The organism is Vreelandella glaciei (assembly GCF_013415125.1).
GTDB lineage: Bacteria > Pseudomonadota > Gammaproteobacteria > Pseudomonadales > Halomonadaceae > Vreelandella > Vreelandella glaciei.
The window spans coordinates 35,767-60,109 of sequence record NZ_JACCDE010000016.1 but is presented as its reverse complement, the minus strand read 5'-3'; the positions used below and the strand labels follow the sequence as shown (position 1 = coordinate 60,109).

The 24,343-nt window shown below is 46.2% G+C and carries 20 protein-coding genes; all 20 read left to right on the top strand.

Annotated elements, in window-relative coordinates; genetic code table 11:
- Nucleotides 1–110 precede the first annotated feature (110 nt).
- The 20 genes from HZS80_RS12100 (at nt 111) to HZS80_RS12005 (ending at nt 24,343) form a co-directional block, all read left to right on the top strand.
- Nucleotides 111–920 carry an ABC transporter permease gene (locus HZS80_RS12100; RefSeq protein ID WP_179916230.1) on the top strand — a complete coding sequence of 270 codons (810 nt, stop codon included), beginning with the start codon at nt 111–113 and terminating at the stop codon, nt 918–920.
- A 3-nt stretch (nt 921–923) separates the two neighbouring features.
- A complete protein-coding gene (locus HZS80_RS12095; RefSeq protein ID WP_179916229.1) occupies nt 924–2,021 on the top strand; it encodes a KpsE/RkpR family capsule polysaccharide export protein in 1,098 nt (365 codons plus the stop codon).
- A gap of 120 nt (nt 2,022–2,141) precedes the next feature.
- On the top strand, nt 2,142–3,533 hold the full coding sequence (locus tag HZS80_RS12090; RefSeq protein ID WP_179916228.1) for an MBL fold metallo-hydrolase: 1,392 nt from the start codon (nt 2,142–2,144) through the stop codon (nt 3,531–3,533).
- A gap of 67 nt (nt 3,534–3,600) precedes the next feature.
- Nucleotides 3,601–4,767 carry a nucleotide sugar dehydrogenase gene (locus HZS80_RS12085; protein ID WP_035566819.1) on the top strand — a complete coding sequence of 389 codons (1,167 nt, stop codon included), beginning with the start codon at nt 3,601–3,603 and terminating at the stop codon, nt 4,765–4,767.
- A gap of 34 nt (nt 4,768–4,801) precedes the next feature.
- Nucleotides 4,802–5,935 carry an ABC transporter ATP-binding protein gene (locus HZS80_RS23535; RefSeq protein WP_246361977.1) on the top strand — a complete coding sequence of 378 codons (1,134 nt, stop codon included), beginning with the start codon at nt 4,802–4,804 and terminating at the stop codon, nt 5,933–5,935.
- Nucleotides 5,932–6,999 (top strand): dTDP-glucose 4,6-dehydratase, encoded by a 1,068-nt coding sequence (gene rfbB / locus HZS80_RS12075; protein ID WP_179916227.1) that lies wholly within the window; start codon nt 5,932–5,934, stop codon nt 6,997–6,999. Before HZS80_RS23535 ends, rfbB begins: the two co-directional genes overlap by 4 nt.
- A gap of 100 nt (nt 7,000–7,099) precedes the next feature.
- A complete protein-coding gene (gene rfbD / locus HZS80_RS12070; RefSeq protein ID WP_179916226.1) occupies nt 7,100–7,990 on the top strand; it encodes a dTDP-4-dehydrorhamnose reductase in 891 nt (296 codons plus the stop codon).
- 374 nt (nt 7,991–8,364) lie between these two features.
- The gene (rfbA, locus tag HZS80_RS12065; protein WP_179916225.1) at nt 8,365–9,255 is read left to right on the top strand and encodes a glucose-1-phosphate thymidylyltransferase RfbA; all 891 of its coding nucleotides are present in this window, start codon (nt 8,365–8,367) and stop codon (nt 9,253–9,255) included.
- 190 nt (nt 9,256–9,445) lie between these two features.
- Nucleotides 9,446–9,994 carry a dTDP-4-dehydrorhamnose 3,5-epimerase gene (rfbC, locus tag HZS80_RS12060; protein ID WP_035566812.1) on the top strand — a complete coding sequence of 183 codons (549 nt, stop codon included), beginning with the start codon at nt 9,446–9,448 and terminating at the stop codon, nt 9,992–9,994.
- Nucleotides 9,995–10,028: 34 nt separating this feature from the next.
- Complete coding sequence (locus HZS80_RS12055) at nt 10,029–10,901, top strand: NAD-dependent epimerase/dehydratase family protein (RefSeq protein ID WP_179916224.1); 873 nt, start codon at nt 10,029–10,031, stop codon at nt 10,899–10,901.
- 3 nt (nt 10,902–10,904) lie between these two features.
- Nucleotides 10,905–13,883, top strand: a complete 2,979-nt coding sequence (locus tag HZS80_RS12050; protein ID WP_179916223.1) for a rhamnan synthesis F family protein — start codon at nt 10,905–10,907, stop codon at nt 13,881–13,883.
- Between the two features lie 5 nt (nt 13,884–13,888).
- Complete coding sequence (locus HZS80_RS12045) at nt 13,889–14,902, top strand: hypothetical protein (RefSeq protein ID WP_179916222.1); 1,014 nt, start codon at nt 13,889–13,891, stop codon at nt 14,900–14,902.
- Between the two features lie 2 nt (nt 14,903–14,904).
- A complete protein-coding gene (locus tag HZS80_RS12040) occupies nt 14,905–16,140 on the top strand; it encodes a hypothetical protein (RefSeq protein WP_179916221.1) in 1,236 nt (411 codons plus the stop codon).
- A 60-nt stretch (nt 16,141–16,200) separates the two neighbouring features.
- Nucleotides 16,201–17,466: a hypothetical protein gene (locus HZS80_RS12035; protein ID WP_179916220.1), complete on the top strand. Its 1,266-nt coding sequence runs from the start codon at nt 16,201–16,203 to the stop codon at nt 17,464–17,466.
- An 83-nt stretch (nt 17,467–17,549) separates the two neighbouring features.
- Nucleotides 17,550–18,785, top strand: coding sequence for a hypothetical protein (locus HZS80_RS12030; protein ID WP_179916219.1), 1,236 nt, complete (start codon nt 17,550–17,552; stop codon nt 18,783–18,785).
- 331 nt (nt 18,786–19,116) lie between these two features.
- Nucleotides 19,117–20,718 (top strand): hypothetical protein, encoded by a 1,602-nt coding sequence (locus HZS80_RS12025; protein ID WP_179916218.1) that lies wholly within the window; start codon nt 19,117–19,119, stop codon nt 20,716–20,718.
- Between the two features lie 25 nt (nt 20,719–20,743).
- A complete protein-coding gene (locus HZS80_RS12020) occupies nt 20,744–22,363 on the top strand; it encodes an aldolase catalytic domain-containing protein (RefSeq protein WP_179916217.1) in 1,620 nt (539 codons plus the stop codon).
- The gene (locus HZS80_RS12015) at nt 22,360–23,052 is read left to right on the top strand and encodes an acylneuraminate cytidylyltransferase family protein (protein ID WP_179916216.1); all 693 of its coding nucleotides are present in this window, start codon (nt 22,360–22,362) and stop codon (nt 23,050–23,052) included. Before HZS80_RS12020 ends, HZS80_RS12015 begins: the two co-directional genes overlap by 4 nt.
- The gene (locus HZS80_RS12010) at nt 23,049–23,711 is read left to right on the top strand and encodes an HAD family hydrolase (RefSeq protein ID WP_179916215.1); all 663 of its coding nucleotides are present in this window, start codon (nt 23,049–23,051) and stop codon (nt 23,709–23,711) included. Before HZS80_RS12015 ends, HZS80_RS12010 begins: the two co-directional genes overlap by 4 nt.
- A gap of 260 nt (nt 23,712–23,971) precedes the next feature.
- Nucleotides 23,972–24,343, top strand: a complete 372-nt coding sequence (locus HZS80_RS12005) for a hypothetical protein (RefSeq protein ID WP_179916214.1) — start codon at nt 23,972–23,974, stop codon at nt 24,341–24,343.

Genomic DNA, 24,343 nt, shown 5'->3' with positions numbered 1-24,343 from the left:
TGAATAAGCACGAGTGAGGGGTAAGGCTAATACTCGCCTGTATCTCTCACCTCAACCTGTATCTCACACCTCAAAGAGAACGATTTGCTTCACTTTCAAAAAGTTGAACTATGGAAAATATAACCAGTGGTCCAAAGGGTGCCCGCACTCCATGGCAAGTGACCCGGAGTGTGTGGTATGCCATGTTTATGCGTGAAGCCATATCACGCACAATGGCAGACCGCATGGGCTGGTTCTGGATGCTTTTTGAGCCCGTTGCCTTTATTGGCATTATGGTGGCCATACGCAGTTTCATACGTAGTGATCGGCTAATTGTTAATGCTGAGTTTATTCCGTGGATGATTGCCGGGTTAATGGGCTTTTTCCTGGTACGCGAGGGTATGCTTCGAGGGATGGGCGCTATTGAAAGTAACAGTGCACTATTCGCATATCGTCAGGTACACCCAGTTGACCCAGTCATCGTGCGCAATTTTCTGGAAGGCATGTTGCGCTCATTGATTTTTCTGCTATTTATTCTGGGCGGCTTGATGCTCGGATTGGATATTTACCCCGATAACGCTATTCGGGCGATGGCCGCATGGTTATCGCTATGGAGTTTAGGGCTTGCACTCGGGCTATTAACCTCGGTGGTAGCAACATTAGTTCCAGAAGTGGGCCGTGTGGTCCGGATGCTCTCGCTGCCGCTTTTGATTCTTTCAGGTGTTATGTTTCCACTCAATCAGCTTCCCCACTGGCTGTTGGAATATCTCATGCTTAATCCGATTCCGCATGGTATTGAAGTGCTCCGATTAGGATTCTTTGAAAATTACCAAACGGTCCATGGCACTAGTATGCTTTATTTTTGGATGGTAACACTCTCTATAAGTGCGCTAGGGCTACTAATGCACCTACGTTTTGTTGACCGGTTAAAGGCCAAATAACCTATGCCTGTTTCGTTACGTCATTTTGTAAAAAAATCGCCGCAATGGGCGGTTGCTATCATCGCGATTATTCTCGTCTCTTTCTATTGGTTTATATGGGCAGAAGACCGTTATGTATCGCGTGCCACAGTGGTGCTCGAGAGCCCCCAGGTGGCTTCGCCTGAATTATCCCTTTCATCGTTAATGAGTGGAAGCAGTGGCGATACGCATGATCTGCTGCTGCTACGTGAGCACTTACTTTCGGTGGATATGCTACGCCTGCTGGATGAACAGCTGGGTATACGCCAGCATTATAGCGAGAATGGCGACTTTTTTGCCAAGCTACGCGATCCCAACGTACCCATTGAAGACCTTCACAAATACTACTTACGGCGCGTAGAGATTGAGTTAGATGAATATGCTGGTGTGCTAAATATATATGTTCAGGGCTACAGCCCAGAATTTGCTCATGATATGACCGCGTTACTGCTTGAGGCCGGTGAAGACCACATGAACGAAATGGGTCACCGTCTAGCTGATGAGCAGGTGCGCTTTTTAGAGCAGCAACTAGTACGTTTAGAAGAGCGCTTTGAAGAAACCCGTGGCAAGCTGCTTGAATACCAAAATGAGTTTGGCCTTGTGTCGCCTACCTCAACGGTAGAAAGTATTGATCAAGTGGTGGCCACGCTAGAAGGTGACTTGGCCCGCTTGCAAGCACAGCGCAATGCCCTGGCAAGTTTCCAAAGTTCGCAATCCTCTGAGTTGCGACAAGTCGAGCGAAGTATTTCAGCCCTACGCGATCAAATTGTGGTGCAGCGTGATCGCCTGGCTCAAGCCACTGGTGATTCTCTTAACCGCGTTTCTGCGGGATATGAAACCTTAGAGCTACAGGCCCAATTCGCTCAAGAAACCTACTCAAGCGCGCTTGCCTCGTTAGAAAATACCCGATTAGAAGCTGCGCGGCAGCTAAAGCAAGTAAGCGTATTGCAAAGCCCGCTGTTCCCAGAATATCCAACGGCGCCTAACCGTCTCTATAACAGCAGTGTTTTTGCAATCTTGACTATTTTTATCGCGTTTATTTTTAGCATGATGGCAATGATTGTCAAAGATCACCGAGATTGATAAAAGAGTAACAAGGGCAGGGTGGTGAGGTGTGACACGTAAGGAGTGAGTTAACACGCGGAGCAACGCGTCTGCAAAAGAAGTCATGAAGTGGCTCCCAATGCTAGAGGACACAAGTCAGTGCTTAATATCATTCATCACGGTGGCGCCACTGGCGTCACTGGAAGCTGTCACCAGCTCATATTAAATAGTGAGCACTCACTGCTAATTGATTGCGGCCTATTTCAAGGTGAAGATGAAGCGGGGAACAGCTTTGAGCAATTACAAATTGAATTCGATATCAGCACTGTTCAGGCATTAATAATCACGCATGTCCATATTGACCATATAGGGCGCCTGCCCTACCTACTAGCGGCGGGATTTAAAGGGCCTATTATCTGCTCCATCCCTTCTGCCAAGCTGCTCCCCTTAGTAATTGATGATGCGTTGAAGATTGGGTTTACCCGTAACGCAGAGCTAATTAACCGCTTCCAAGAGCAATTAAAGCATCAGCTCATCAGTGTTCCCTACGGAAAATGGCGAAGTGTCGTACCTAACTCAGAGGCGGGCACCACCCGTATAAAACTCCAGCGGGCAGGACACATTCTGGGTTCCAGTTACGTAGAAGTTGACCATCAATTTCCTACTGGCGAGAAAGAAAGAGTCGTATTCTCTGGCGATTTGGGCGCGCCTTATGCCCCGCTATTGCCAGCGCCAAAATCGCCCTATGGTTGCGACCAATTAGTACTTGAAAGCACTTACGGTGACCGCCATCACCCTAAACGCCGAAACCGCCGCGCCACCTTGAAAGCTGCCGTTGAGCAAGCACTCACAAACGGTGGAACCGTCATGGTACCCGCCTTTAGTATTGGGCGTACTCAAGAACTGCTTTACGAATTAGAAACCATCATTCATCAAGCACACTCATCAATGTGGGAGGAACTTGAAATTATAGTTGACTCCCCCCTGGCCGCACGCTTTACCAGTGTATATAGGGAACTAAAACCCTACTGGGATAAAGAAGCCCAGCGTCGCTTAGACAGTGGACGCCACCCGCTTAACTTTGCCAATCTCTACACTATTGAGCGTCATGAAGAGCACTTAAGGGCAGTGACCTATTTGGCTAAAACAGGCCGTCCGGCGGTGGTGATTGCCGCTAGCGGCATGTGTACAGGTGGCCGTATTATTAATTACCTCAAAGCCATGTTAGGGGACGAACGTCATCAAGTGCTATTTGTCGGCTACCAAGGTGCTGGTACGCCTGGTCGTGATATACAGCAATATGGCCCACGTGGCGGCTGGGTTGAGCTTGAGGGGAAGCGGATTGATATTAAAGCAGGCATTACCACGCTGAGTGGTTACTCCGCTCACGCGGATCAAAAGGATTTACTTAACTACGTAAGGCGGATGCATCGCTGGCCAGCTATCATACGCCTGGTGCATGGTGAGCACGACGCCAGAATGGCACTCAAGCAAAAGCTAGCAGAGTTGTATCAGCAGGCGGGAAAATCATTAACGGTAGTGAGTGCATAATGAACTGTGTAACGTATATAGCCGCGATACGCTATTCCCTTTGTATTATTTCAATAGCAGGTATGTCATGAAAATTGCGGTTGCGGGCACCGGTTATGTCGGGCTCTCCAATGCAGTACTTCTCGCTCAGCACAATGATGTCGTAGCGGTTGATATCGTCAAAGAAAAAATTGACCTACTTAATAGCCGTCACTCGCCGATAGAAGACAAAGGAATTTCAGAATACTTAAGCAATACAGCGCTTAATTTTGACGCCACTCTGGACGCTGAACACGCATATTCGCAGGCAGACATTGTCATTATCGCGACGCCTACCGACTATGACCCCATCACTAATACATTTAATACTCAAAGCGTTGAGGCAGTCATCGAGCTGGTAATGAAGGTTAACTCATCAGCCTTGATGGTGATTAAATCCACGGTGCCAGTAGGTTATACAAAACAGGCGAGCGAGCGCTTTGGTACGCAAAATTTAATATTCTCTCCTGAGTTCTTACGGGAGGGCAAAGCGCTACACGACAATCTTTACCCCTCACGGATTATTGTTGGCGAGCGCTCGGAACGCGGTGAAATGTTTGCTGCGCTCCTTGAGCAGGGCGCGATCAAAAAAGAAGTCCCTATTTTACTCACGAACAGCACAGAAGCAGAGGCGATTAAACTTTTCGCCAACACCTACCTGGCCATGCGTGTCGCTTATTTTAATGAGCTGGATATGTACGCCGAAAATCACGATTTGGATTCTCGGCAAATAATTGAAGGCGTTAGTCTAGACCCCCGTATTGGTAATCACTATAACAACCCCAGCTTCGGCTATGGCGGGTACTGCCTACCTAAAGACACAAAACAGCTGTTGGCAAACTATGATCAAGTGCCCAATAACATCATAAAAGCCATTGTCGATGCTAATCGCACGCGTAAGGATTTTATTGCTGAATCGGTTCTTAAGCGTAACCCACGTGTGGTAGGCGTGTACCGGCTGATCATGAAATCAGGCTCTGACAATTTCCGCGCCAGCGCTATGCAAGGGGTAATGAAGCGACTCAAAGGCAAGGGGGTAGAAGTCATTGTCTACGAACCTACTTTGCAGGAGGAGCACTTTTTTAACTCTCGTGTGATTAGCGACCTAGCAGCCTTTAAACAAGAGGCCGATGTAATATTGACTAATCGCATGGCCCCCGAGCTCACGGATGTCTCAGCAAAGGTATACACACGCGACCTGTTTGGGAGCGATTAAACAGATCTTTTAAAGGCTTACAGCGTGCTTATTCATGATTGAAATTCGTAATCTCTACAAGCGCTACCACAATCATCATGGTAGTGACTGGGTATTGAAAGATATCAACCTCACCATACCGCGGGGCGTCAGTGTGGGCCTAATCGGTGCTAACGGGGCTGGTAAGTCGACCCTGTTACGCTTGATTGCCGGTATGGATACGCCAGAGCGTGGCGAAGTCGTGCGCAGCAGCCGGGTTTCCTGGCCGGTGGGCGTGACGGGCGGCATGCAAAATAACATGACAGGACGGCAAAACGTCAAATTTGTCGCTCGCGTGCAAGGCTCAAAGTCGCAAGAAGTCCAGCGAGTGATTGAGTTTGTTGAAGACTTTGCCGAAATTGGTGAAGCCTTCGACGAGCCCGTCAAGACGTACTCCTCCGGTATGCGCTCACGCGTATCGTTTGGGCTTTCGCTAGCATTTGATTTTGATGTGTATATTTCAGATGAGGCCACTGCCGTTGGTGACCGGGCGTTTAAAGAAAAGGCCAAGGCCCTGTTTCGGTCCAAGGTAGGTAAATCGTCGCTTATCATGGTGTCGCACTCAGAAGGCATTTTAAAAGACCTATGCCAGGCTGGGGTATATATAAAAGAGGGCGAGGCCTTCTGGTTCGATGACATTAACGCTGCTATTAAAACCTACCACCGTGATAGCGATGCCAAAAAAGCAGCAAGAGCTAGCAAGCTCGCAAAAGCCCCCGCGACTGCTAACCGTGTAGCGAATGAAAGTATTGCTAATAACAGTAATGCTGATAGTAAAGTCGCTAATGACAAAGCCTCGGCAAGTACCTCTGCCGCTGGCGGCCAGGCTGCTAAAAAGGCTGCACCTACAAAGGCGGTACCAGGAAATACGGCAACGGCTGAAGCTGATGAGCCATTACCCAGCGATATCCCCAGCGCAAAACGGCATCTTCAGCAGTGTCGCCAGAAACTCAAAAAAGCCAAAGAGGCTCAGGCAACGGCCGAAGAACAGCAATTTCTGCCTTATATCCAACAGTTTATAAAAAAAGATGTAGCCAATCGGCACCGCAAAACAGTTAAAGCTCGCAAGCATTTAGAAGCACTGGAACAAGCTCAGCAGCATGTTTCTGATGAAGTCAATAACTCGCACATAGAGGAAGGGAACCGATGAATCAAAAAACATTTCTTGTTACCGGAGGAGCAGGCTTCATCGGCTCGGCGGTAGTCCGTGAATTAATTAACAATACCTCACACCATGTTATCAACGTTGATAAGCTGACTTACGCTGGCAATTTAGAATCGCTAACGAGTGTAGACAATAATGAACGCTACACCTTTATCCAGGCGGATATTTGTGACGCGCGTGCCATGCAGCAGCTATTTGAAGACGTTAAGCCTGATGTGGTCATGCATCTTGCAGCAGAAAGTCACGTTGACCGTTCTATAGATGGCCCCGCTGAGTTCATACACACCAATGTAGTAGGCACGGCAGTGCTGCTGGAAGCTGCTCGCGGGTACTGGAAACAATTGCAGCAGCAAAGCGCCAATAAAGCGCAACAATTTCGCTTCCACCACATCTCCACTGACGAGGTATATGGCGATTTAGAAGGTGTTGATGATCTTTTTACGGAACAAACGCCTTATGCCCCTAGCTCACCATATTCAGCCAGCAAGGCGAGCTCGGATCATCTAGTGAGGGCATGGCAGCGTACCTATGGCCTACCCACACTGGTGACCAACTGCTCAAATAATTACGGGCCGTATCACTTCCCTGAAAAGCTCATCCCGCTAATGATCCTCAACGCGTTATCGGGGAGAGCCTTACCCGTATACGGCGATGGCCAGCAGATTCGTGATTGGCTGTATGTCGAAGACCACGCACGGGCGCTAATTAAAGTAGCAAGCGAAGGGCAGGTGGGTGAAACCTACAACATTGGTGGGCATAACGAAAAAGCCAACCTCACCGTAGTAGAAACACTGTGCGACCTCCTCCAGGAGCTAGTACCCAAAGAAGCATCCTACCGCGAACTCATCACCTTCGTCACCGACCGTCCTGGTCATGACGTACGCTACGCCATTGATGCTAGCAAAATTGAACGCGAGCTGGGCTGGACTCCCCAAGAAACCTTCGAGACCGGCCTGCGCAAAACCGTCGAATGGTATCTTGCCAACGAAACATGGTGGAAACGCGTTCAAGACGGCAGCTATAAAGGCGAGCGGTTAGGCGTAAGTTAACGTTGATTTTAATTGGTCACGAAAAGCACTGACAAAAAAGTTGTGTACTTTTGATACTGTCTGTATTTTAGTGTGAGTTCGTGGCGGGAAAGGTTACTTTATGAAAATTCTGATTACCGGTAGTAACGGACAAGTTGGCTTTGAGCTTCAACGTCAATTTTCTCTCTTCGGTGATATCCTGACACCGACTCGGCAAGAGCTTGATCTTCGCGATGAGCAAGCGGTTGAGGCCTACCTCAGCCAGCATAACCCTGGGTTGATCCTCAATGCCGCAGCGTATACCGCAGTTGATAAAGCCGAAAGCGAACCAGACCTGGCTAAGCGGCTGAATGCGGGCTTACCTGCACAGCTAGCCCAATACGCTGCTCGCCAAAAAATTACCCTAGTGCATTATTCAAGTGATTATGTTTACCCAGGCGATGGCGAAATTCCGTGGCAGGAAGATAGCCTTACAGGGCCGTTAAGCGTTTATGGGCAAACGAAGCTCGAAGGTGACTTAGCAGTGGCCGAAAGTGGTGCAAGCTATCTGATTTTTCGCACCAGTTGGGTATATGCCGCGCGTGGTAGCAACTTTATGAAAACCATGCTGCGTCTTGGCCAAGAGAAAGAAGCGTTAAATATTGTTAACGACCAAATTGGTGCGCCTACTCCTGCTCGTTTGATCGCCCAGGTCACGGCGCTCGCCTTTACACCCTACGGCTCATCGCTTGAATCACGTGTTTCATCAGGCATTTACCACTTGGCACCTGCTGGAGCTACCAGCTGGTATGGTTTTGCAAGCGAAATTTTTCAGCAGGCAACCCAAGCGGGTGTGCCTCTTGTCATAAAACCTGAAAACACCCAGGGTATACTCACTTCGGCATACCCAACGCCTGCAAAACGGCCATTGAATTCACGCATGTCACTCGCTAAGATAGAGGCTGAATTAAATTTAACAATGCCTACTTGGCAAAGTCAGTTGGCACTAACTTTGCACGAATATTTGGACTGAAAAAAATTGGCTGACAGGGATTGCAATGGTTGTGTATTTATATTGACAAACCGTTTAATTCTTAATTATTAGCCTGCTAGTAAGGTGATTAAACGGTAGCAAAGTATATAGGAACTATATTAGGCTTTAAGCGTCAATTCAGTTCTGGTCTATGAGAAAATTAGCAGGCTAAAGGGCAATAAAAAGTACTGCGCAGATAGTACGGCAGAAAAGTACGACAGAAAAGCAAGAAGGAAAAAGCACAGGAGAGATAGTACGTAAAGCTTTTGAACGACGACTGTAATATCAAAATGGGAAAATCGATTTTTCTTATAATGGCGTAGTTCAGTAGTTTTCCTATCAAGCTTATTGAAAAACTTATTAAGGGGGTAAATGTGAGTAATATACCTAAACGGAAGGGCATTATTCTCGCGGGCGGTTCAGGTACACGTCTTCATCCCATCACCCGAGGAGTTTCTAAACAACTACTCCCCGTTTACGACAAGCCTATGATTTATTACCCGGTTTCAGTACTTATGCTGGCCGGTATTCGCGAAATACTGATCATTTCAACCCCGGAAGACCTTCCACAATACCAGCAATTGCTTGGCGACGGCGCATCCTTTGGTATTAGGTTTGAATACGCAGAGCAACCCAGCCCCGACGGCCTCGCACAAGCCTTTGTTATTGGCGAAGAATTTATTGGCGATAGCCCCGTTTGTCTTGTATTAGGCGATAATATTTTCCATGGTCAGCACTTTTCAGAACAGCTAAAGCGGGCGGATACCCAGCCAAGTGGCGCCACTGTGTTCGGCTACCTGGTGAAAGACCCAGAACGGTTTGGGGTCGTTGAATTCAGTGAAGATGGCAAAGCAATTTCCATTGAAGAAAAGCCCAAAGTGCCTAAATCAGCGCATGCCGTCACCGGCCTCTATTTCTACGATAATGATGTAGTGGAGATCGCTAAAAACGTTCAACCCTCAGAGCGGGGCGAGCTGGAAATTACCAGTGTTAATAACACTTACCTTGAGCGTGGCGACCTGCGCGTTGAGCGCTTAGGCCGTGGGTTTGCCTGGCTAGATACCGGCACCCACGACAGTCTTCTTGAAGCCAGCCAATACGTGCAAACGATTGAGCACCGTCAAGGCTTAAAGGTGGCCTGTCTTGAAGAAGTTGCATGGCAGCAAGGTTGGATCAGCGATGAGCAACTCTCTGAACTCGCCAAACCACTTGCAAAAACGCAGTATGGCCAATACCTACAACGCTTAATCAAACAAGCGACTTAATCAAACAAGTGTATTAAATAAGTAGGTGACTTAAATAAAAAGTGTTAGGCACAGGTTCTCAGTGAACGATGCTTTTAGACTTTTTTAAAGGCTGCTTCAGTGAGTGCCTAGTGTAGTAAGCATAACGCTAGCCACTGGCCCTATCACTGGCACTTTTCCATAGATGCCGATGGCAATAAAGGAACTATCCATGCATTACGAAAAGCTTGCTATTCCTGATGTAGTACTGCTTACCCCCAAGGTCTTTGGCGACGAGCGCGGTTTCTTCATGGAAACATTCCGCCAGAACGAATTTGAGCAGCACTGCGGTGATTATCAGTTTGTACAAGACAACCACAGTAGGTCTTCCCAAGGAACACTCCGCGGCTTGCATTATCAGTTGCAAACCCCGCAGGGCAAATTGGTGCGGGTTAGCCGTGGTGAGGTTTTTGATGTTGCGGTAGACCTTCGCCAATCAAGCCCCACCTTTGGTCAGTGGGTGGGTGCGATATTGACCGAAGACAATAAGCGCCTGCTCTGGGTGCCGCCAGGGTTTGCTCACGGTTTTTACGTTATGAGTGAAGACGCCGAATTTCAGTACAAATGCACCGACTACTATGCTCCAGGTGATGAACACTGCATTCGTTGGGATGACAGTTCGTTAGCGATTGACTGGGGAATTATTGACAGCGTTGAGCTGAAGGTTTCTGAAAAGGATGCTCAAGGCATACCCTTTGATGCCGCACCTAAGTTCAATTAATATTGTCGGGAGGATTGGGGGAGGTGATAAAATTATGGCCAGTGTGCTACTGCTTGGGTCAACAGGGTTTATAGGATCAAGTATTGGGAACGAGCTTGATAAGCAAGGTATTGAATGGGTTGGGGTTGCACGAAATATCCGCGGCGGCGACAAGCCAACCATTGCATTAACTGATGCACCATCAGTGACAAAGGTATTGCGTTCAAAGCCTATTATTATTAATGCGTTAGGGGGGCTGAAGCCCAGAAACTTCAATGAAAATTTCACGGCAGCCATGAACGAATTCTGGGCTAGCCTCGAACGTTTTATACGCTATCTTCAGAACCATCCGCCTGCAGGGCTGTTGCATATTTCTTCAGCGGGGACGGTGTACGGTGAAGCAGCCGAGCGGCCCAGCTGTGAGACTGACCCCGTTCGGCCCCGTTCGTGGTATGGCCGTATGAAGGTGATGGAAGAGTCGATGTATCGCAGCTATGCACAGGATTACAACGTGCCTTTCGCCTGCGCCAGGGTATCTAACCCTTATGGTAACCATACCGCTTCGAACCATGGGCTGATAGATGTACTACTAACACAGCTGAGTAAGAATGAGCCTTTTGTGGCTGCGTTTCCTCAAGAGGCGATGCGTGACTTTATCTATGCGCCCTGTATGGCCAAAATATTGGTGCGTATGGCGCTGGAAGGCCATACCGGTATTTACAATGTAGGTAATGGAACGCCAACGTCCCTGCAATGGATTATTGATTATGCTCAAGAACTAAAACCCTCCGCGGTGATTGTAGAGCGAACGGCGAGCCCCTCCGATATCGTCAATAGCTCTATTTCTACTGAAAAGCTTGAGGCCGCACTGGGCAAGCCCGAATGGGCCATGACCATAGAGCGCTATATGAAAAAGAGGCTTGGCTAATACATGAAATCGCTTTTTAGAAAGGCCTTGCGACCCCAACAACGTACGGAGCCAAAGTTCAAACCCCTATTGGAGAGATCCAAGGTAGATTGGCAGCGCTATGCCACTACATTGCCCCCCGGTATTGAAGACCCGATCGCCTTTTTTCTTGAACACTTTTACGACTACCCGGTAGTGGAGCCGGAATGGTTTGATTCCGCTTACTACCTGGAAACAAACCCCGATGTAGAGATGGATGGCGCCAACCCGTTGGTGCACTTCCTGCTATACGGCAAAAAAGAAGGACGGCCCGCTTGGCCAAGCCCCACGTTGGAACCGGTAGCGCCTGCCAAAGCTGAGCAATCCCCAAAACCAGAAGCAGCGGTGCCCCCCAAACCGGTGGCTAAACCAGCTCAGGTACAACCTGCCAAACCTGCCCAGGCCCAGCAAGAACAACCTCAGCAGGAACCACGCAAACCAGAGCCAGAACCACCCAAACCCGCTGAGCCACCAGCGGAGCCAGCACCAGCACCACCGCCTGTGGATGCCGCAAGCGGCTTTAACAGCGTGTTAAAAAACCGCCTACGGGAACTGCTGACCAGCGAAAAGGTACCCGCTGCAGCGGCCAAAGGAGAGAGGCTAGGGCCGTGGCTGGATGAGTTAATCCAGATATCCGAACACGGCAATGCGAAAATTGAAGGTTTTTTTGATCAAAAGTTCTACGAATCAATTTACCCCGACATTCGTAACGCGCCCATTAATGCGTTCCATCACTTTATAATGCACGGCTTTAAAGAGGGCCGAGCAGGCTGTTTGGATATCCAGGAACTGTTGACACAGGGTGGAGTAGCAAAACAGGAAGGATTAGAAACGCTTCTGGTCGTAAGCCATGAAGCATCCGCCACCGGGGCGCCTATCGTAGCGCTAGAAGTGGCCCGTAGGTTTGCAGGGCGTTTCAATGTTATTACGGCAGTGCTGCGGGGGGGGGAGTTAAGGGAGCGGTTTATAGAAGTGGGAACGCTCCATCTGGATGCCCCCGCGCACAATGGTATTGCCGCGTTAGAGCTTTCGCTCAAGTACTTGATGGATCACCATGACCTTAAAACGGTACTACTGAACTCAGTCGAGTCAATCAACATGGCCGATGCGGCGGCCAATTTAGGCTTACCTACGCTGAGTTTGCTGCATGAGTTTGCGGAGTATACCCGCCCCGTAGGTAAAATTGGCCGCATGCTGCTGACCTCTGATGTGATTATTTACCCGGCAGAAAGTCTAGCCCGCTCTGGAATACATGAGCTTAAAACCAAAGCCGGTATCAAGCATGAGCTGAACAATATCCGCATTCAGCCGCAAGGGTACCTTGGCTTTCAAGCCCACGTGGATAAAGATTGGTCATTAAGAAAATTACTTGGTTTGGATGAAAAGGCCATCGTTATTGCCGGAGCGGGGCATGTACAACCCCGCAAAGGCGTCGATTGGTTCCTGGAGACCTGCTACCACCTCTATTGCACGCTGCAAATGAAAGGAGACAGCCGGGCCGAGCATCTTCAATTTGTATGGCTGGGTAATGGCTATAGTGAAGATGATGTGTTGGTCAGCGTATGGTTGGATGCCTTTATACAAAGGGTAGGCATCAGTGAGCGTGTCCACTTTCCCGGCGCGGTACATGATGTGGCCGCAGCGTTAAGAGATGTCGATATTTACTTGCTCACGTCTCGGCTTGACCCATTCCCCAACGTAGCGATTGATGCGCTGAATGCGGATTGTGGGCTAGGCGTGTTTGAAGAAGGCAGTGGTGTTGCGGACTTTGTAAAGGAACACGCTGCCCGGGCGGTTATTGGTAAGTACGGCAACCCGCATCATCTTGCGCAACTGTTGTCTGAAAACCTAGGTACACTGATGACCCGCGATGGTAAAAACATTGAGCTCTGCCATCAGCAGCTCGATTTTGACCGCTATATTGACGCATTGCAGGATGCCTTAGTAGAAGCCAATCAGCGCAGCAGCGAAGTGCACAAGGTGGCCGAAACAGAACGCTTTAAACTGAAATTTGACCCCACCTTTTACGGTTTAAACTTCTCAACCGATGGGGACAAGGCGACGCATTTCCTGAGCCTGCTGCGCAAAGGGGTCGCACTGTCAAAGCCGTTCCCCGGCTGTGATATACAGCGTGCGTTAGATGCCTACCATCAGCAGCCTACTCGCTTTGAAGCGCTGGTAGAAAGCGTAATGGGTAGCGAAGACCCAGCGATGCCCGTTCACCGGGTAACAGGTGCCGGTACTGACGATGCCCCGGATACGATTGCCTTACAGTTTCATGTCTACTTCGCCGATCTAATACCAGATTATTGCGCGTATTTTAAAAACCTGGCAGACCAAAATGTAGATTTGTTTGTGAGCCATATACCCGATCTGACACCTGAGCAGCTTGAGCTATTACAGAGTTCTATTACAGGTACGGTGTATACCCAAAAAGTAGCTAACTGCGGTCGAGATGTTTATCCCTTCCACCGCCTGTTTGTGGAAAAAATTTACGGGCATTACGAGGTGGTTGGCCACTTTCATACCAAAAAATCGACTGACAATGCGGACGGTGTAGGGGATAGATGGCGGCGCTACCTGCTGACCAATTTAATGGGATCGCGTTCGGCCGCGAACGAGGTAATGGGGCAGTTTGCAGATAAGCGCGTGGGATTGGTATTTGCAGAAGATAGCCACATGGTCGATGAAGCCGATAACGGCAAGTGGATAGAAGAGCTGTTGGAGCCCTTGGGCTATTCGCGCTGGCCCGCTTACCGGTGCTTTCCTTTGGGCACTATGTTTTGGGCGCGGGCAGAAGCCCTAAGAGACCTAACACGCTGGGATCCAGAGACCTTTAAACTGCCAGAGCCCGTACCTTACGATGGCTCAGTACTCCACGCCTTTGAACGAGTGATACCGCAGTTGGTTCAGGAAACAGGGTATCGCGCTCAACGTGTTTACACATCTAATACGCATTGGTGATATTTATGAAACGTACATTAATTATACACGTAGGTATGGGCAAAACAGGCAGCTCATCTATTCAGAAAACGCTAAGAATGGCACGTCAATCCTTGGAAAAAAGTGGCATTAAATATCTGGGATTGATGTTGGAGCATGTAGAGCTGCCCAATAAATACAAATGGCAAAAAGCGGGTGGCTGGCGGGATTATACAGCGCTGGATAGCATGCAAGCCAATAACGAATTGGCTCACGTGCTTAAGTTTGCGGACGAGCAGCTACCTGCAAGTATCACAACATTGGTGTGGTCTAATGAGTCACTTTTTGACCGCCTGGAAGATGTAAAAGCAGCAATTGACACCTTGCATGACCGCTATGATATAAGAATAGTCGGCTACATTCGTAGGCCCGATAGCTGGATAACGTCAGCTTATTTACAGTGGGGTATCAAACATAAGACGTATAGTGGGCCACTTAAGCCATTTAGGGCCTGGGTGTCAGATAAACCCTACGTTGTGTCCGTAAAAGCAGAAAGTTGGTATGCAATATCTGAAAATGCCTGCTTCTACAATTTTGATAATATAGAAGATGTCAGTAAACAGTTTGTTGAGGAAGAGTTGCACCTAGCACCTGAAAGCATTCCGTATCTACGTGAAAATGATACGCCCGGGCCACCAGCCATGGCGCTATTTGCTTATCATAACTCTCTTGCAAAGGGTCAGGTGCTGCCAGATGAGCTTGAACCACTGCTTCGGCAAGCAGGAATTACGCAAAAGTTTCAGAGATCACCTGCCTACAATAACTTATTACCCAATGAAGTAGATGTTTCACGTTATTTGGAAAAGCAGAGTGATGAAATTAACCGTGTGAATCAGTTGTTAGAGAAAGGTGGGCAGCCGATTTTTGATCTTTCCGAGCTAAAGGTTAAAGATTATTCTACTACTATTTTAGATACTAATAGAGCGCTACTTCAGCTAATTTTACACCTTTCTCATGAAGTAAATCAGCTTAAAGCAAGGCTTGATGAGGGAGAGAGATAATAATGATTGAGGAAGCCATTGTGCATGTTGGAATGCATAAAACTGGTTCGTCTTCTATTCAAGATACGTTTAGCAAAATTGAAATGGAAGAGGTTGAATATCTTTCGCTAGGTTCAGCTAATCACTCTGGATTTTTAGCAACTGTGCTTTCTGAAAATCCGCAAAATTATCATAATCACATTCGTAATGGTCGTAGTTTAGCCCAGGTACAAGCGCTTAAAGAAGCTTATACAAAAAGGCTGCATGAGGAGCTTGAAAGCGTAGATAAACCACGAATACTAATCTCTGCGGAGTACCTGTCCCGCCCTGATGGAGGCAGCGGCGAGCTTGAATATTTGCACAGCATACTCTCACAGTACTGTCGGCGGATAAGGGTTATCGGCTATGTACGACCGCCTATTGGCTATATGCAGTCAGCTTTCCAGCAGACATTGAAGGGAGGTGCAAACCTCAGCTTTAATCTTAATTCAGTATATCCTAATTATTATAAACGCTTTGCAAAAATGGATGTGGTATTTGGGAAAGAGAATGTGGAGCTTGTGGCGTTTGGAAAAGATGCACTGCATAAGGGGGATGCTGTGCAAGACTTTGCCTTACGTATTGGGGCCGCTGTACAACCCAAGCAAATAATTCGTGCTAATGAATCCCTTTCATTAGAAGCCACTGCTCTACTCTATACTTTTAGGCGTTTTGGTAGTAAACCTATCGGCTATGAAGGTTTTAGTCGGGATAATAATTTGTTAATCGAAATATTAGCTGGTATAGGCAATCAAAAACTTGTATTTGGTGAAGCTGTAGTAATGCCAGTGCTTGAAAATTACCGAAAAGATCTTGATTGGATGTCTGAAAGACTTGGCAGATCTATTATTGATCAGCTTGGCGAATCTCCTCATACGATTAGTAGCGAGGAGAACCTAATTAATGTTGCATATAATAACCGTATGTCTATATGGCACCTGCTGGACAAAAATGAGTCGCCTACTCATAATGCTATAGGCATCGCCCGATTAGTAAATTGGCTGCATATTTTAAATACTCATGACATTGCTAACTACAAAGAACCCCATAATACTCTTTTTAGTAAGACGCAATTAGAAGAAATTGTTAGTGTAAAAGGTGACGGTCAAGTACTACTATCATTATTGGCTGATGCGCTTAAGAAAAAGGCTCAGAACCAGGCTGCAAAATCAGTACGCAAGGCAGCGAAAAAAGCATCTTTTCTACTTAGAGAGAGCTAAACTATATTTTATAAAACGGCGTAATATCGCAGGAAACAAAGCCCAGAGGGAAGAGTGAAAATGTCAAAGCTAGTTTTACATGTTGGTATGCCTCAAACGGATGCGTCATCAATACAGGCAACCCTCTTTACGTGTGGTGTAGTTGGCGAATTTCGTTATGCTGACTTAGGAGTGCCTAATCATGGAGGTATAATTACCTCTTTATTTATAGAAGACCCCAGTAATTGGAGTGGACATCGATTAGCAGGACGTAGTCCCAAGGAAGTGGAGAGCTATAAGCAGCAGGCGCTTCAGGGACTTGAGGCGGTGCGCAATACTCAAGAGTATCAAGTTATCTCCGGTGAAGGTATCTGTCATTTGCCAGAGAACTCACTTATTAAATTACGCGATTTTTTTGCTAGTCATTTCGAATGTATTGAGGTGATTGGCTATGTCAGGCCACCAGCCTCTTTTATGGCTTCAGTCTTTCAGCAATTGGTAAAAAATCATGGTCTTGCTCGGCTAAGGGGGGAAGCTTACTATCCGCATTACCGGGAGAAGTTTGAGAAGTTTGACCGAGTATTTGGGCGTGAAAATGTAACGCTGCGTCTATTTAAACCTGAGCATCTTGTGGGAGGGGATGCGGTAGTTGATTTTTGTCATTTGCTGGGCGAGTCTATATTACAAGAGCAGATTCAGCGTGCTAATAAATCTCTCTCTTTAGAAGCTATTTCTGTACTATTTGCCTATCGTCGCGAGGGGCCTCAATATGCCAACTACAAAGGGAAGGCGAGAGATAATAATGCCTTGGTTGCCAGCTTAGAAGGTTTTGGGTCTCGCAAATTACACTTTGCCAGCATTTTAATAGACCCGATACTAGAAAACCATCGTGAAGATATTGAGTGGATGGAGCAGCGTCTTGATCAATCCATTATAGACACAGGGGCTGTGGATGACGAAGCGATTATTAGCGAAAATCAATTGTTGAACATAGCTATTGAACAGTTTGATGCTCTTGAATCTCATGTGAATAAACAGATAGCTCAGGTCGAGCCAACTCCAGAGCAGTTGGCGCACTGGATAGAGAAGCTTCGTACTGCTATCACAGGGCGCAATTCCAATGGGTTGACACCAGCCTATGGAAGTCAGAGTTTTTTTACAGATGAACAATTGGCTTTGCTAGAGAATGATAAGCTTTCTCCTGTGATTGCTCTACGCGAAATGGCGTTGGCGTTTGAACGCCATGGATGCTTAGATGAGGCCCGAAGCGTAATTGAAGCGGCGCTAACCTTGCGACCTGATGCAAAGGGTTTGCATAAATTACAAAAGCGGATGACGGCACGCTGATAAACAAAGGCCCGTAATTAAATCTTTGTGTTGCGAAGCCAGTGCTAGGTATTTTAATTCTGTTTTGTTTGGAACCTATACAAATGATTAACGAAATTATCGTACATGTGGGAATGCACAAAACAGGATCATCCTCAATTCAGGAAACCTTAAGTAAAACTCCGATGGAAGATGTGGAGTATTTATCGTTAGGGTCTTCAAATCATTCGGGTTTTTTTTCTACTCTGCTCTCTAAGCACCCAGAGAATTACCATGCCCACCGTAAGAATGGACTAAACAAATCTCAGGCACGAGAGTTACAAAAGTCTTACGTGGAAAAGTTGCATGCAGTGCTCCAAGGTGTGACAAAAAACAAGGTGTTAATTTCAGCGGAAGACTTGTCTAGTTCCGGTAATGAATACTGTGAACTTGAGTATTTAAAGGAAATGCTTTTACCTCACTGTAGTCGAATTCGACTAATTGGATATGTGCGTCCACCTGCTGGCTATATGCAGTCAGCTTTCCAACAGCGAATGAAGGGTGGAGGTCAAAACTTTTTTGATTTAGAAAAAGTTTATCCTTATTATAAACAATCTTTCGCGAAAATGGATGCTATTTTTGGTAAAGAAAATGTAGAGTTAATAGCATTTAAGCGTGATTCTTTACATAATGGAGATGTAGTGCAAGATTTTGCACGCCGCATAGGTGTTGCTGTAGAGCCAAGCCAAATTGTGCGTACTAATGAATCTCTATCGCTAGAAGCAACCGCGTTACTTTTTGCTTTTAGACGTTTTGGCAGAAAATTGACTGGGTATAAAGGTTACAATCGTGATAATAATCGTTTGATTGCAGCACTTAGCGGGCTAGGCAATCAAAAATTGGTGTTTTCTGAATCGGTACTTTCATCCGTTTTTGAGACTAACCGAAGTGATATTGAGTGGATGTCTCAGCGGTTAGGTACTTCCATAGTTGAAGAGCCAAGCACCTCATCACAGACGATTGGCAGCGAGGAAGACCTTCTTGACGTTGCCTGTGCAAACCGTCTAGCTATATGGTCTCTTCTGGAGCAGGAAGAAACATTGAGTCGAGGTGGTAAAGATCTAGCCAAGCTAGTTGATCGACTATATATGTTGCATGCTAGAGAGATTTCACCATTACTGCATTCTGAAAATTCGCTATTTAGTTCTGTGCAGCTAGAATTAATTGCAAATTCTAACATTCAGCCTGAATTATTATTAAAGACTTTGGCTGATGCACTGACAAGAAATGGTCAACAGCTAGCGGCGAAGAAGGTGCAAAGAGCAAGCCAGCGTGCTGCTCATTTGCTCAATAAGGTCTAAATATTAGTGCTTTATAGTAGTGCGGTTTAGTTTTTATTTATGGTTTTTCTATATTTTATTGTGCTTAGTAGAAGCTGCTTTATTGACATAAAACATGAGATAAATAAAAATATTAGCGCGGTGGTTGGATATTTTTTACAATGAATAAAGTATGTTGTTTTGTATACAATTATCATGTTGCGAATAAAGCACTACATTAATAAAAGTTGTCGGTTATGATTGCAGAGGATCGATAGCTAAAAAATACTTAATTTTTTGCTTAATATGTAGCATTCATACGCGGCCTGAAACCCATGATTCAATATCCGACGTTTTTTTAAGGGAGCATATAATGGCTAATGCTATAACGTTAAATCCTGTAAGTGAGTTTCTAGAATCCTTGAGGTATTGGAAGGAAAATATTGTTGAATTGGAAAAATATAAAGATTTTGAGAGTATTGAGTTAAAAAAAATCTGTGATTTTCAATTTCGGCGTGATGTGGATGGGATTTTGGATATTTGGAAAGAAAAACTGAATAACGAGCATTTTGAACTATGCCACCCGGAATATCCAGAGGTTATTACTAGAGCTGTTTATAATATTCGGCATCGAATGGCAAATTTTGTCTTTATGATTGATGTTGATAATAAACACCCATGGATTTTTGCTCAATGTGAGGGCTTTATAGACTACGTAATAACTCAGCGTGTTAGATGTGTTGCTTCTCCGTGTACCATTAAGCCGATAACCGATCATATAGATAAGTTATGGGAGTTGGTTAAAGGTAGTATTGCATATAAGGATATTGCTTATGGTTTTGACTTAACACAAACGCGTCCTTACCATTATTTTTATGACCACCTTAAATATTTTCTATCGTTTATAGAGATGCAGGGAGCTAATGAATTTAAGAGGGTTGCCCTTGATGATGGCTCATTCTATAAAATTAAGTGCTCAAAAATAACTGATTCAAGTAGCGTTCTATTGTTTTCATCTGCTATTTCAGCCAATTCTACGAAGGAGAGATATGCCAATAATACATCTAGAAATTTGAGTGAAAAGATGGAGAAATTCATTTATCAAGATGCGATGGAAAACTTTCGTCATTCATCGGTTGAGAGCGATGTGTTCAAAATTTGGTATGGGATTACTGGCCAGAAAAGGAGTTGGTTGCAACAGGTAGAAGCTGCTGGTCAGATTACAAAAAATCTTTCCCAACATTTTCCTAAAATTGAGCTTCTTGTCGATGGTATGACAGCACGGGACGGAGAAGTCATAAGTAACGAAGGGGACGAAGCTGTATTTCGCAGAATACAGGAGGCTGTTGGAGCAGTTTGTGAGGTGAAGTCGCTTATAGGAATGGATTATAGAAGCAAGATTCAAGCTTGTAGCTCTGTGGATGTATTTGTTGCTAACGCCGGTTCAGGCTCCCTTGTACCTTTACGATTTTGTGACAAACCTGGAGTGCTGCATTCAAATTCAAAGCTTTTCAACTTTCGAGAAAGATGCCCGCATTCAGTTAAAATTTTTGATAAGACATACGAAATTGATGAACCGGACGATTTGAGCTCTAGAAGTGATTTCTGCAGCTATCATATACCTTGGCAGCATATTTATAATCTGTTGGGTGATGTTATCTTTGAAGCAAAAGGGATCTTCATAGATCCTCTCTCCATTCCTCCTGTTGAAGAAGTAAGGAACGAGTATTGGGGTGCGGGAAATACTCCATCGGATCTAAAGGAGTTCCAAAGGTTAAATAAGTTTGTTGTAGATGAGAAAAAAATACCTCTCGCCCTCCGAGCGCTAGCTATTGCGTTTGACAAAACAGGTGATTTAGTTACCGCCGAAAAGATAATGGAAAAAGCCCATCTTTTGCGACCAAACGGTGCAGTTATTAAAAAGGATCTCGACGATTATCGTAAGCGTATGATTAGCCAAGAAAACGACGTTTAATATTTAACTTCGCGTGGAGGTTTCTATGTGTGAATCGATCATAACCACTCTTGATTGTACGCTTAGAGATGGTGGTTACTATAATTCCTGGGACTTCTCCGAGGATCTTATTCACAAATACCTGGAAGCCATGCAGGCCGCGGGGGTCGATATTGTTGAGCTTGGCCTCCGCTCGTTAAAAAACACAGGTTTTCAAGGGCCCTGCGCGTTTACCACCGACGAGTTTATTCGTGGCTTGACCATTCCCAAGGGGCTTACCGTGGGTGTTATGGTCAATGGCAGCGAGCTGGTGGGCGAGGTGCCCCAGCTTGAAGCGCTGGAACGCCTGTTCCCCAATGATTCGGTTAACTCTCCGGTTGAACTGGTGCGTATAGCCTGCCATGTGCACGAGTTTACCGCAGCGCTTCCGGCCGTCACCTGGTTAAAAGAGCGGGGCTTTAAAGTTGGCTTTAACCTAATGCAGGTGGCTGACCGTACTGAAGAGGAAATAAAGGCGCTTGCCCGCGAAGCAAAAGCTTATCCGCTAGATGCCCTCTACTTTGCGGATAGCATGGGCAGTATGAACCCCGATCAGGCCGCGCAAATCATTCAGTGGATGCGTACCGAGTGGGATGGGCCAATGGGGATTCATACCCATGATAATTTGGGGCTGGCACTCTCCAATACACTGCGCGCTATTGATGAAGGCGTGACGTGGGTAGATTCCACTGTGACAGGAATGGGGCGTGGCCCCGGCAATGCCCGTACCGAAGAACTTGCGATCGAAATGGCCGAGCGGCGTGACAAGCCGGTAAGTATGGTGCCGTTAATGGCTTTGCTGCGTCAGCATTTTAAACCGATGCAAAAGCACTATGGCTGGGGCACTAACCCGTATTATTACTTGGCAGGTAAATACGGCATTCACCCCACGTATATTCAAGAAATGCTTAGCGATTCCCGTTATGACGAGGAAGATCTGCTGGCAGTCATTGAGCACTTGCGAGTTGAAGGTGGGAAAAAATTCAGCGTTGACACTCTGGATGCTGCCCGTCTCTTTTTTGGCACTGACGCTGTTGGCAGCTGGTCTCCTCGAGAGTATTTTGAAGGACGTAAAGTGCTTCTTTTAGGGACTGGTCCAGGTGTAGCTAACCATAGAAAGGCCCTGGAACGTTTTATTCGTGAGCACCAGCCTTTAGTATTGGCCCTTAACACTCAGAGCGCTATTGATGCAGAATTGATTGACTTAAGAGTTGCCTGTCATCCCGTACGCCTTTTGGCTGATTGCGAAATGCACACACGTTTGCCGCAGCCGCTCATTACACCCTATTCAATGCTACCAAACGATGTACGCAATTCCTTAGCTGGTAAGCAAGTGTTCGATTTTGGTCTTAACGTTTCCCGTGATGAGTTTGTGTTTGGTGCCGTACACTGCACGCTACCGACTTCCCTTGTAATGGCGTATGCCTTCGCTATTGCGACTAGTGGACAAGCTACAGAATTGCTACTTGCAGGATTCGATGGTTATCCTGGGGAAGATCCACGTAATGAAGAAATGAACTTGATTGTGAAGCAGTTCAAAGCTTCTAACGCTCAGTTGCCGCTTATTGCGGTTACTCCATCACGCTATGATATTACAAAGAAAAGTATCTATGGGATGTTGCAATGACAAACAAAGTGACGTGTTTTCTGCCCTGTAGAGCAGGTAGCCAAAGGGTTTTAAGAAAGAATATTAAGCCCTTTTCTGGTTTTGAATTTGGATTGATACAGATCAAAATAAAGCAGCTACTTACTTCAAAACTGATTGATGAAATCGTCCTGACGACTAATGATGACGATATTCTTGCTTATGCTAAATCTGTGAACGAGCCTCGGCTTCGTTTGCATAAAAGAGACGAAAATTTAGCGTCAAGCGCCACAAGCACTGATCAGCTTGTAGCCCATGCGCTTGAGTTAATTCCTAAAGGACACATTCTTTGGACCCATGTGACATCACCATTTATAACGCAAAAGCACTATGATCAAATTATCCGAGTGTATCATGATCAATTAAAAAACGGGTATGATTCACTTATGACAACTACTGCCATTCATGGCTTTCTTTGGCAACATGAGCGGCCCATGAATTACGATAGAAAAGTAGAAAAGTGGCCACGAACACAGACGTTAGAGGCTGTACAGGAAGTAAATAGCGGCGCTTTCTTAGCATCGACTGAGATTTACCTTGAGCTCGATGACCGTATTGGCGAACGGCCTTATCTTTATGAGCTTGATAAGTTTACTAGCTATGATATCGACTGGCCTGAAGACTTTATGATAGCTGAATGTATGGCTGAAAAGGGGTTAGCTGAGATATGAAACGCCAGCAGTTTTCATCATACGCAACTCATATTTTTGATTGTGATGGTGTAGTTCTTAACTCCAATAAATTAAAAACTGATGCATTTTTTCAAGCAGCTTTGCCATATGGTGAGGCTGCTGCGCAAGCTATGGTAAATTATCATGTCGCCAATGGCGGGATATCACGTTACAAGAAGTTTGCCTACTTTCTTGAAGACATTATCGCACCTACTCAAGCTGGCCCAGACTTAGAAGCTTTGCTGAATACCTACGCTAGCCATGTACGTGAAGGCTTGCTCAATTGTCCTATTGCTCCTGGCCTTGAAGCCCTGCGTCAGAAAGTGCCTGACGCTCGCTGGTTAATTGTCTCTGGTGGTGATCAAGCCGAGCTGAGAGAGGTGTTTGCCCAGAGAAACCTAGCAGAATTCTTCAATGCCAGTATTTTCGGTAGCCCGGATACCAAGGATGAAATTCTTGAACGGGAGCTGGCCAACGGCAACATCACGCAACCGGCACTGTTTCTTGGGGACAGCAAGTATGACTATCAAGCTGCCAGTTCTGCTGGGCTCGATTTTTTGTTTGTTAGCGGTTGGAGTGAGGTCGAAGATTGGCATGCGTGGACCACTGCAGAAAACATAAATGGTTGTCGCAATATCCACGATTTGTTGCAACAGTAGATTCTAAGTTTATTAGCCGTACTCCGTCATGTATGTCCTTGTGATGATGCACTTATTGCTGATTTTCGTTGCTGATTCTGCACAGGGCGTTAAGCGAATGCGGTCGCTTAGTGAGGTGAGTCAATATAGTTAATGAGCAACGTAAGCGTCGCTCTGATCAGTTCAATTCTGAGATCATTGGGTAATTGTCAGGTATCAATTGACATCCTCAAATTTGGGCAATATATTGTCCAAGAGGCTTCATTAGATAGGCTGTTTAAATGCATTTTCGAATCCGTCGACATGTTGTGCAATTAGTACGTATGACCTATGACTCTGCCATCAAGCGCGGTAGGGCTGAAGTGGTGGGTAGCGTCAAGCTAGCTAATCCAGTTTTACCTGATACGCTACGTGCAAAATTGACCAATGTCGAGCTAGTTGAGTTTGAATCTTGGCTAACGACACACCATCGTACTGACCAGCTTAAACAGGAGCTGGCGGCATTAACGCTTGCTGAGCAAATGGCGCAAGCGCAGCGTTGGTTTGAGAGGCAGGAAGAAAACCAGGAGGAGGCACAGCTTGTGGCGGATGAGTTGCTGGTTAACTGGCAACTTTTACGTAAAGTGCTTAAACGGCACGGACTACTGGAGTAA

Excerpts from the sequence above, each read along its gene's own strand:
- HZS80_RS12025 (WP_179916218.1), top strand. The coding sequence starts at position 19,117 with ATGGCTAATGCTATAACGTTAAATCCTGTAAGTGAGTTTCTAGAATCC.
- rfbC (WP_035566812.1), top strand. The coding sequence starts at position 9,446 with ATGCATTACGAAAAGCTTGCTATTCCTGATGTAGTACTGCTTACCCCC.
- HZS80_RS12010 (WP_179916215.1), top strand. The coding sequence starts at position 23,049 with ATGAAACGCCAGCAGTTTTCATCATACGCAACTCATATTTTTGATTGT.
- HZS80_RS12050 (WP_179916223.1), top strand. The coding sequence starts at position 10,905 with ATGAAATCGCTTTTTAGAAAGGCCTTGCGACCCCAACAACGTACGGAG.
- HZS80_RS12015 (WP_179916216.1), top strand. The coding sequence starts at position 22,360 with ATGACAAACAAAGTGACGTGTTTTCTGCCCTGTAGAGCAGGTAGCCAA.
- HZS80_RS12100 (WP_179916230.1), top strand. The coding sequence starts at position 111 with ATGGAAAATATAACCAGTGGTCCAAAGGGTGCCCGCACTCCATGGCAA.
- HZS80_RS12085 (WP_035566819.1), top strand. The coding sequence starts at position 3,601 with ATGAAAATTGCGGTTGCGGGCACCGGTTATGTCGGGCTCTCCAATGCA.
- HZS80_RS12005 (WP_179916214.1), top strand. The coding sequence starts at position 23,972 with ATGCATTTTCGAATCCGTCGACATGTTGTGCAATTAGTACGTATGACC.
- HZS80_RS12055 (WP_179916224.1), top strand. The coding sequence starts at position 10,029 with ATGGCCAGTGTGCTACTGCTTGGGTCAACAGGGTTTATAGGATCAAGT.
- rfbB (WP_179916227.1), top strand. The coding sequence starts at position 5,932 with ATGAATCAAAAAACATTTCTTGTTACCGGAGGAGCAGGCTTCATCGGC.
- HZS80_RS12020 (WP_179916217.1), top strand. The coding sequence starts at position 20,744 with ATGTGTGAATCGATCATAACCACTCTTGATTGTACGCTTAGAGATGGT.
- rfbD (WP_179916226.1), top strand. The coding sequence starts at position 7,100 with ATGAAAATTCTGATTACCGGTAGTAACGGACAAGTTGGCTTTGAGCTT.
- HZS80_RS12095 (WP_179916229.1), top strand. The coding sequence starts at position 924 with ATGCCTGTTTCGTTACGTCATTTTGTAAAAAAATCGCCGCAATGGGCG.
- HZS80_RS12045 (WP_179916222.1), top strand. The coding sequence starts at position 13,889 with ATGAAACGTACATTAATTATACACGTAGGTATGGGCAAAACAGGCAGC.
- HZS80_RS23535 (WP_246361977.1), top strand. The coding sequence starts at position 4,802 with ATGATTGAAATTCGTAATCTCTACAAGCGCTACCACAATCATCATGGT.
- HZS80_RS12040 (WP_179916221.1), top strand. The coding sequence starts at position 14,905 with ATGATTGAGGAAGCCATTGTGCATGTTGGAATGCATAAAACTGGTTCG.
- HZS80_RS12035 (WP_179916220.1), top strand. The coding sequence starts at position 16,201 with ATGTCAAAGCTAGTTTTACATGTTGGTATGCCTCAAACGGATGCGTCA.
- HZS80_RS12030 (WP_179916219.1), top strand. The coding sequence starts at position 17,550 with ATGATTAACGAAATTATCGTACATGTGGGAATGCACAAAACAGGATCA.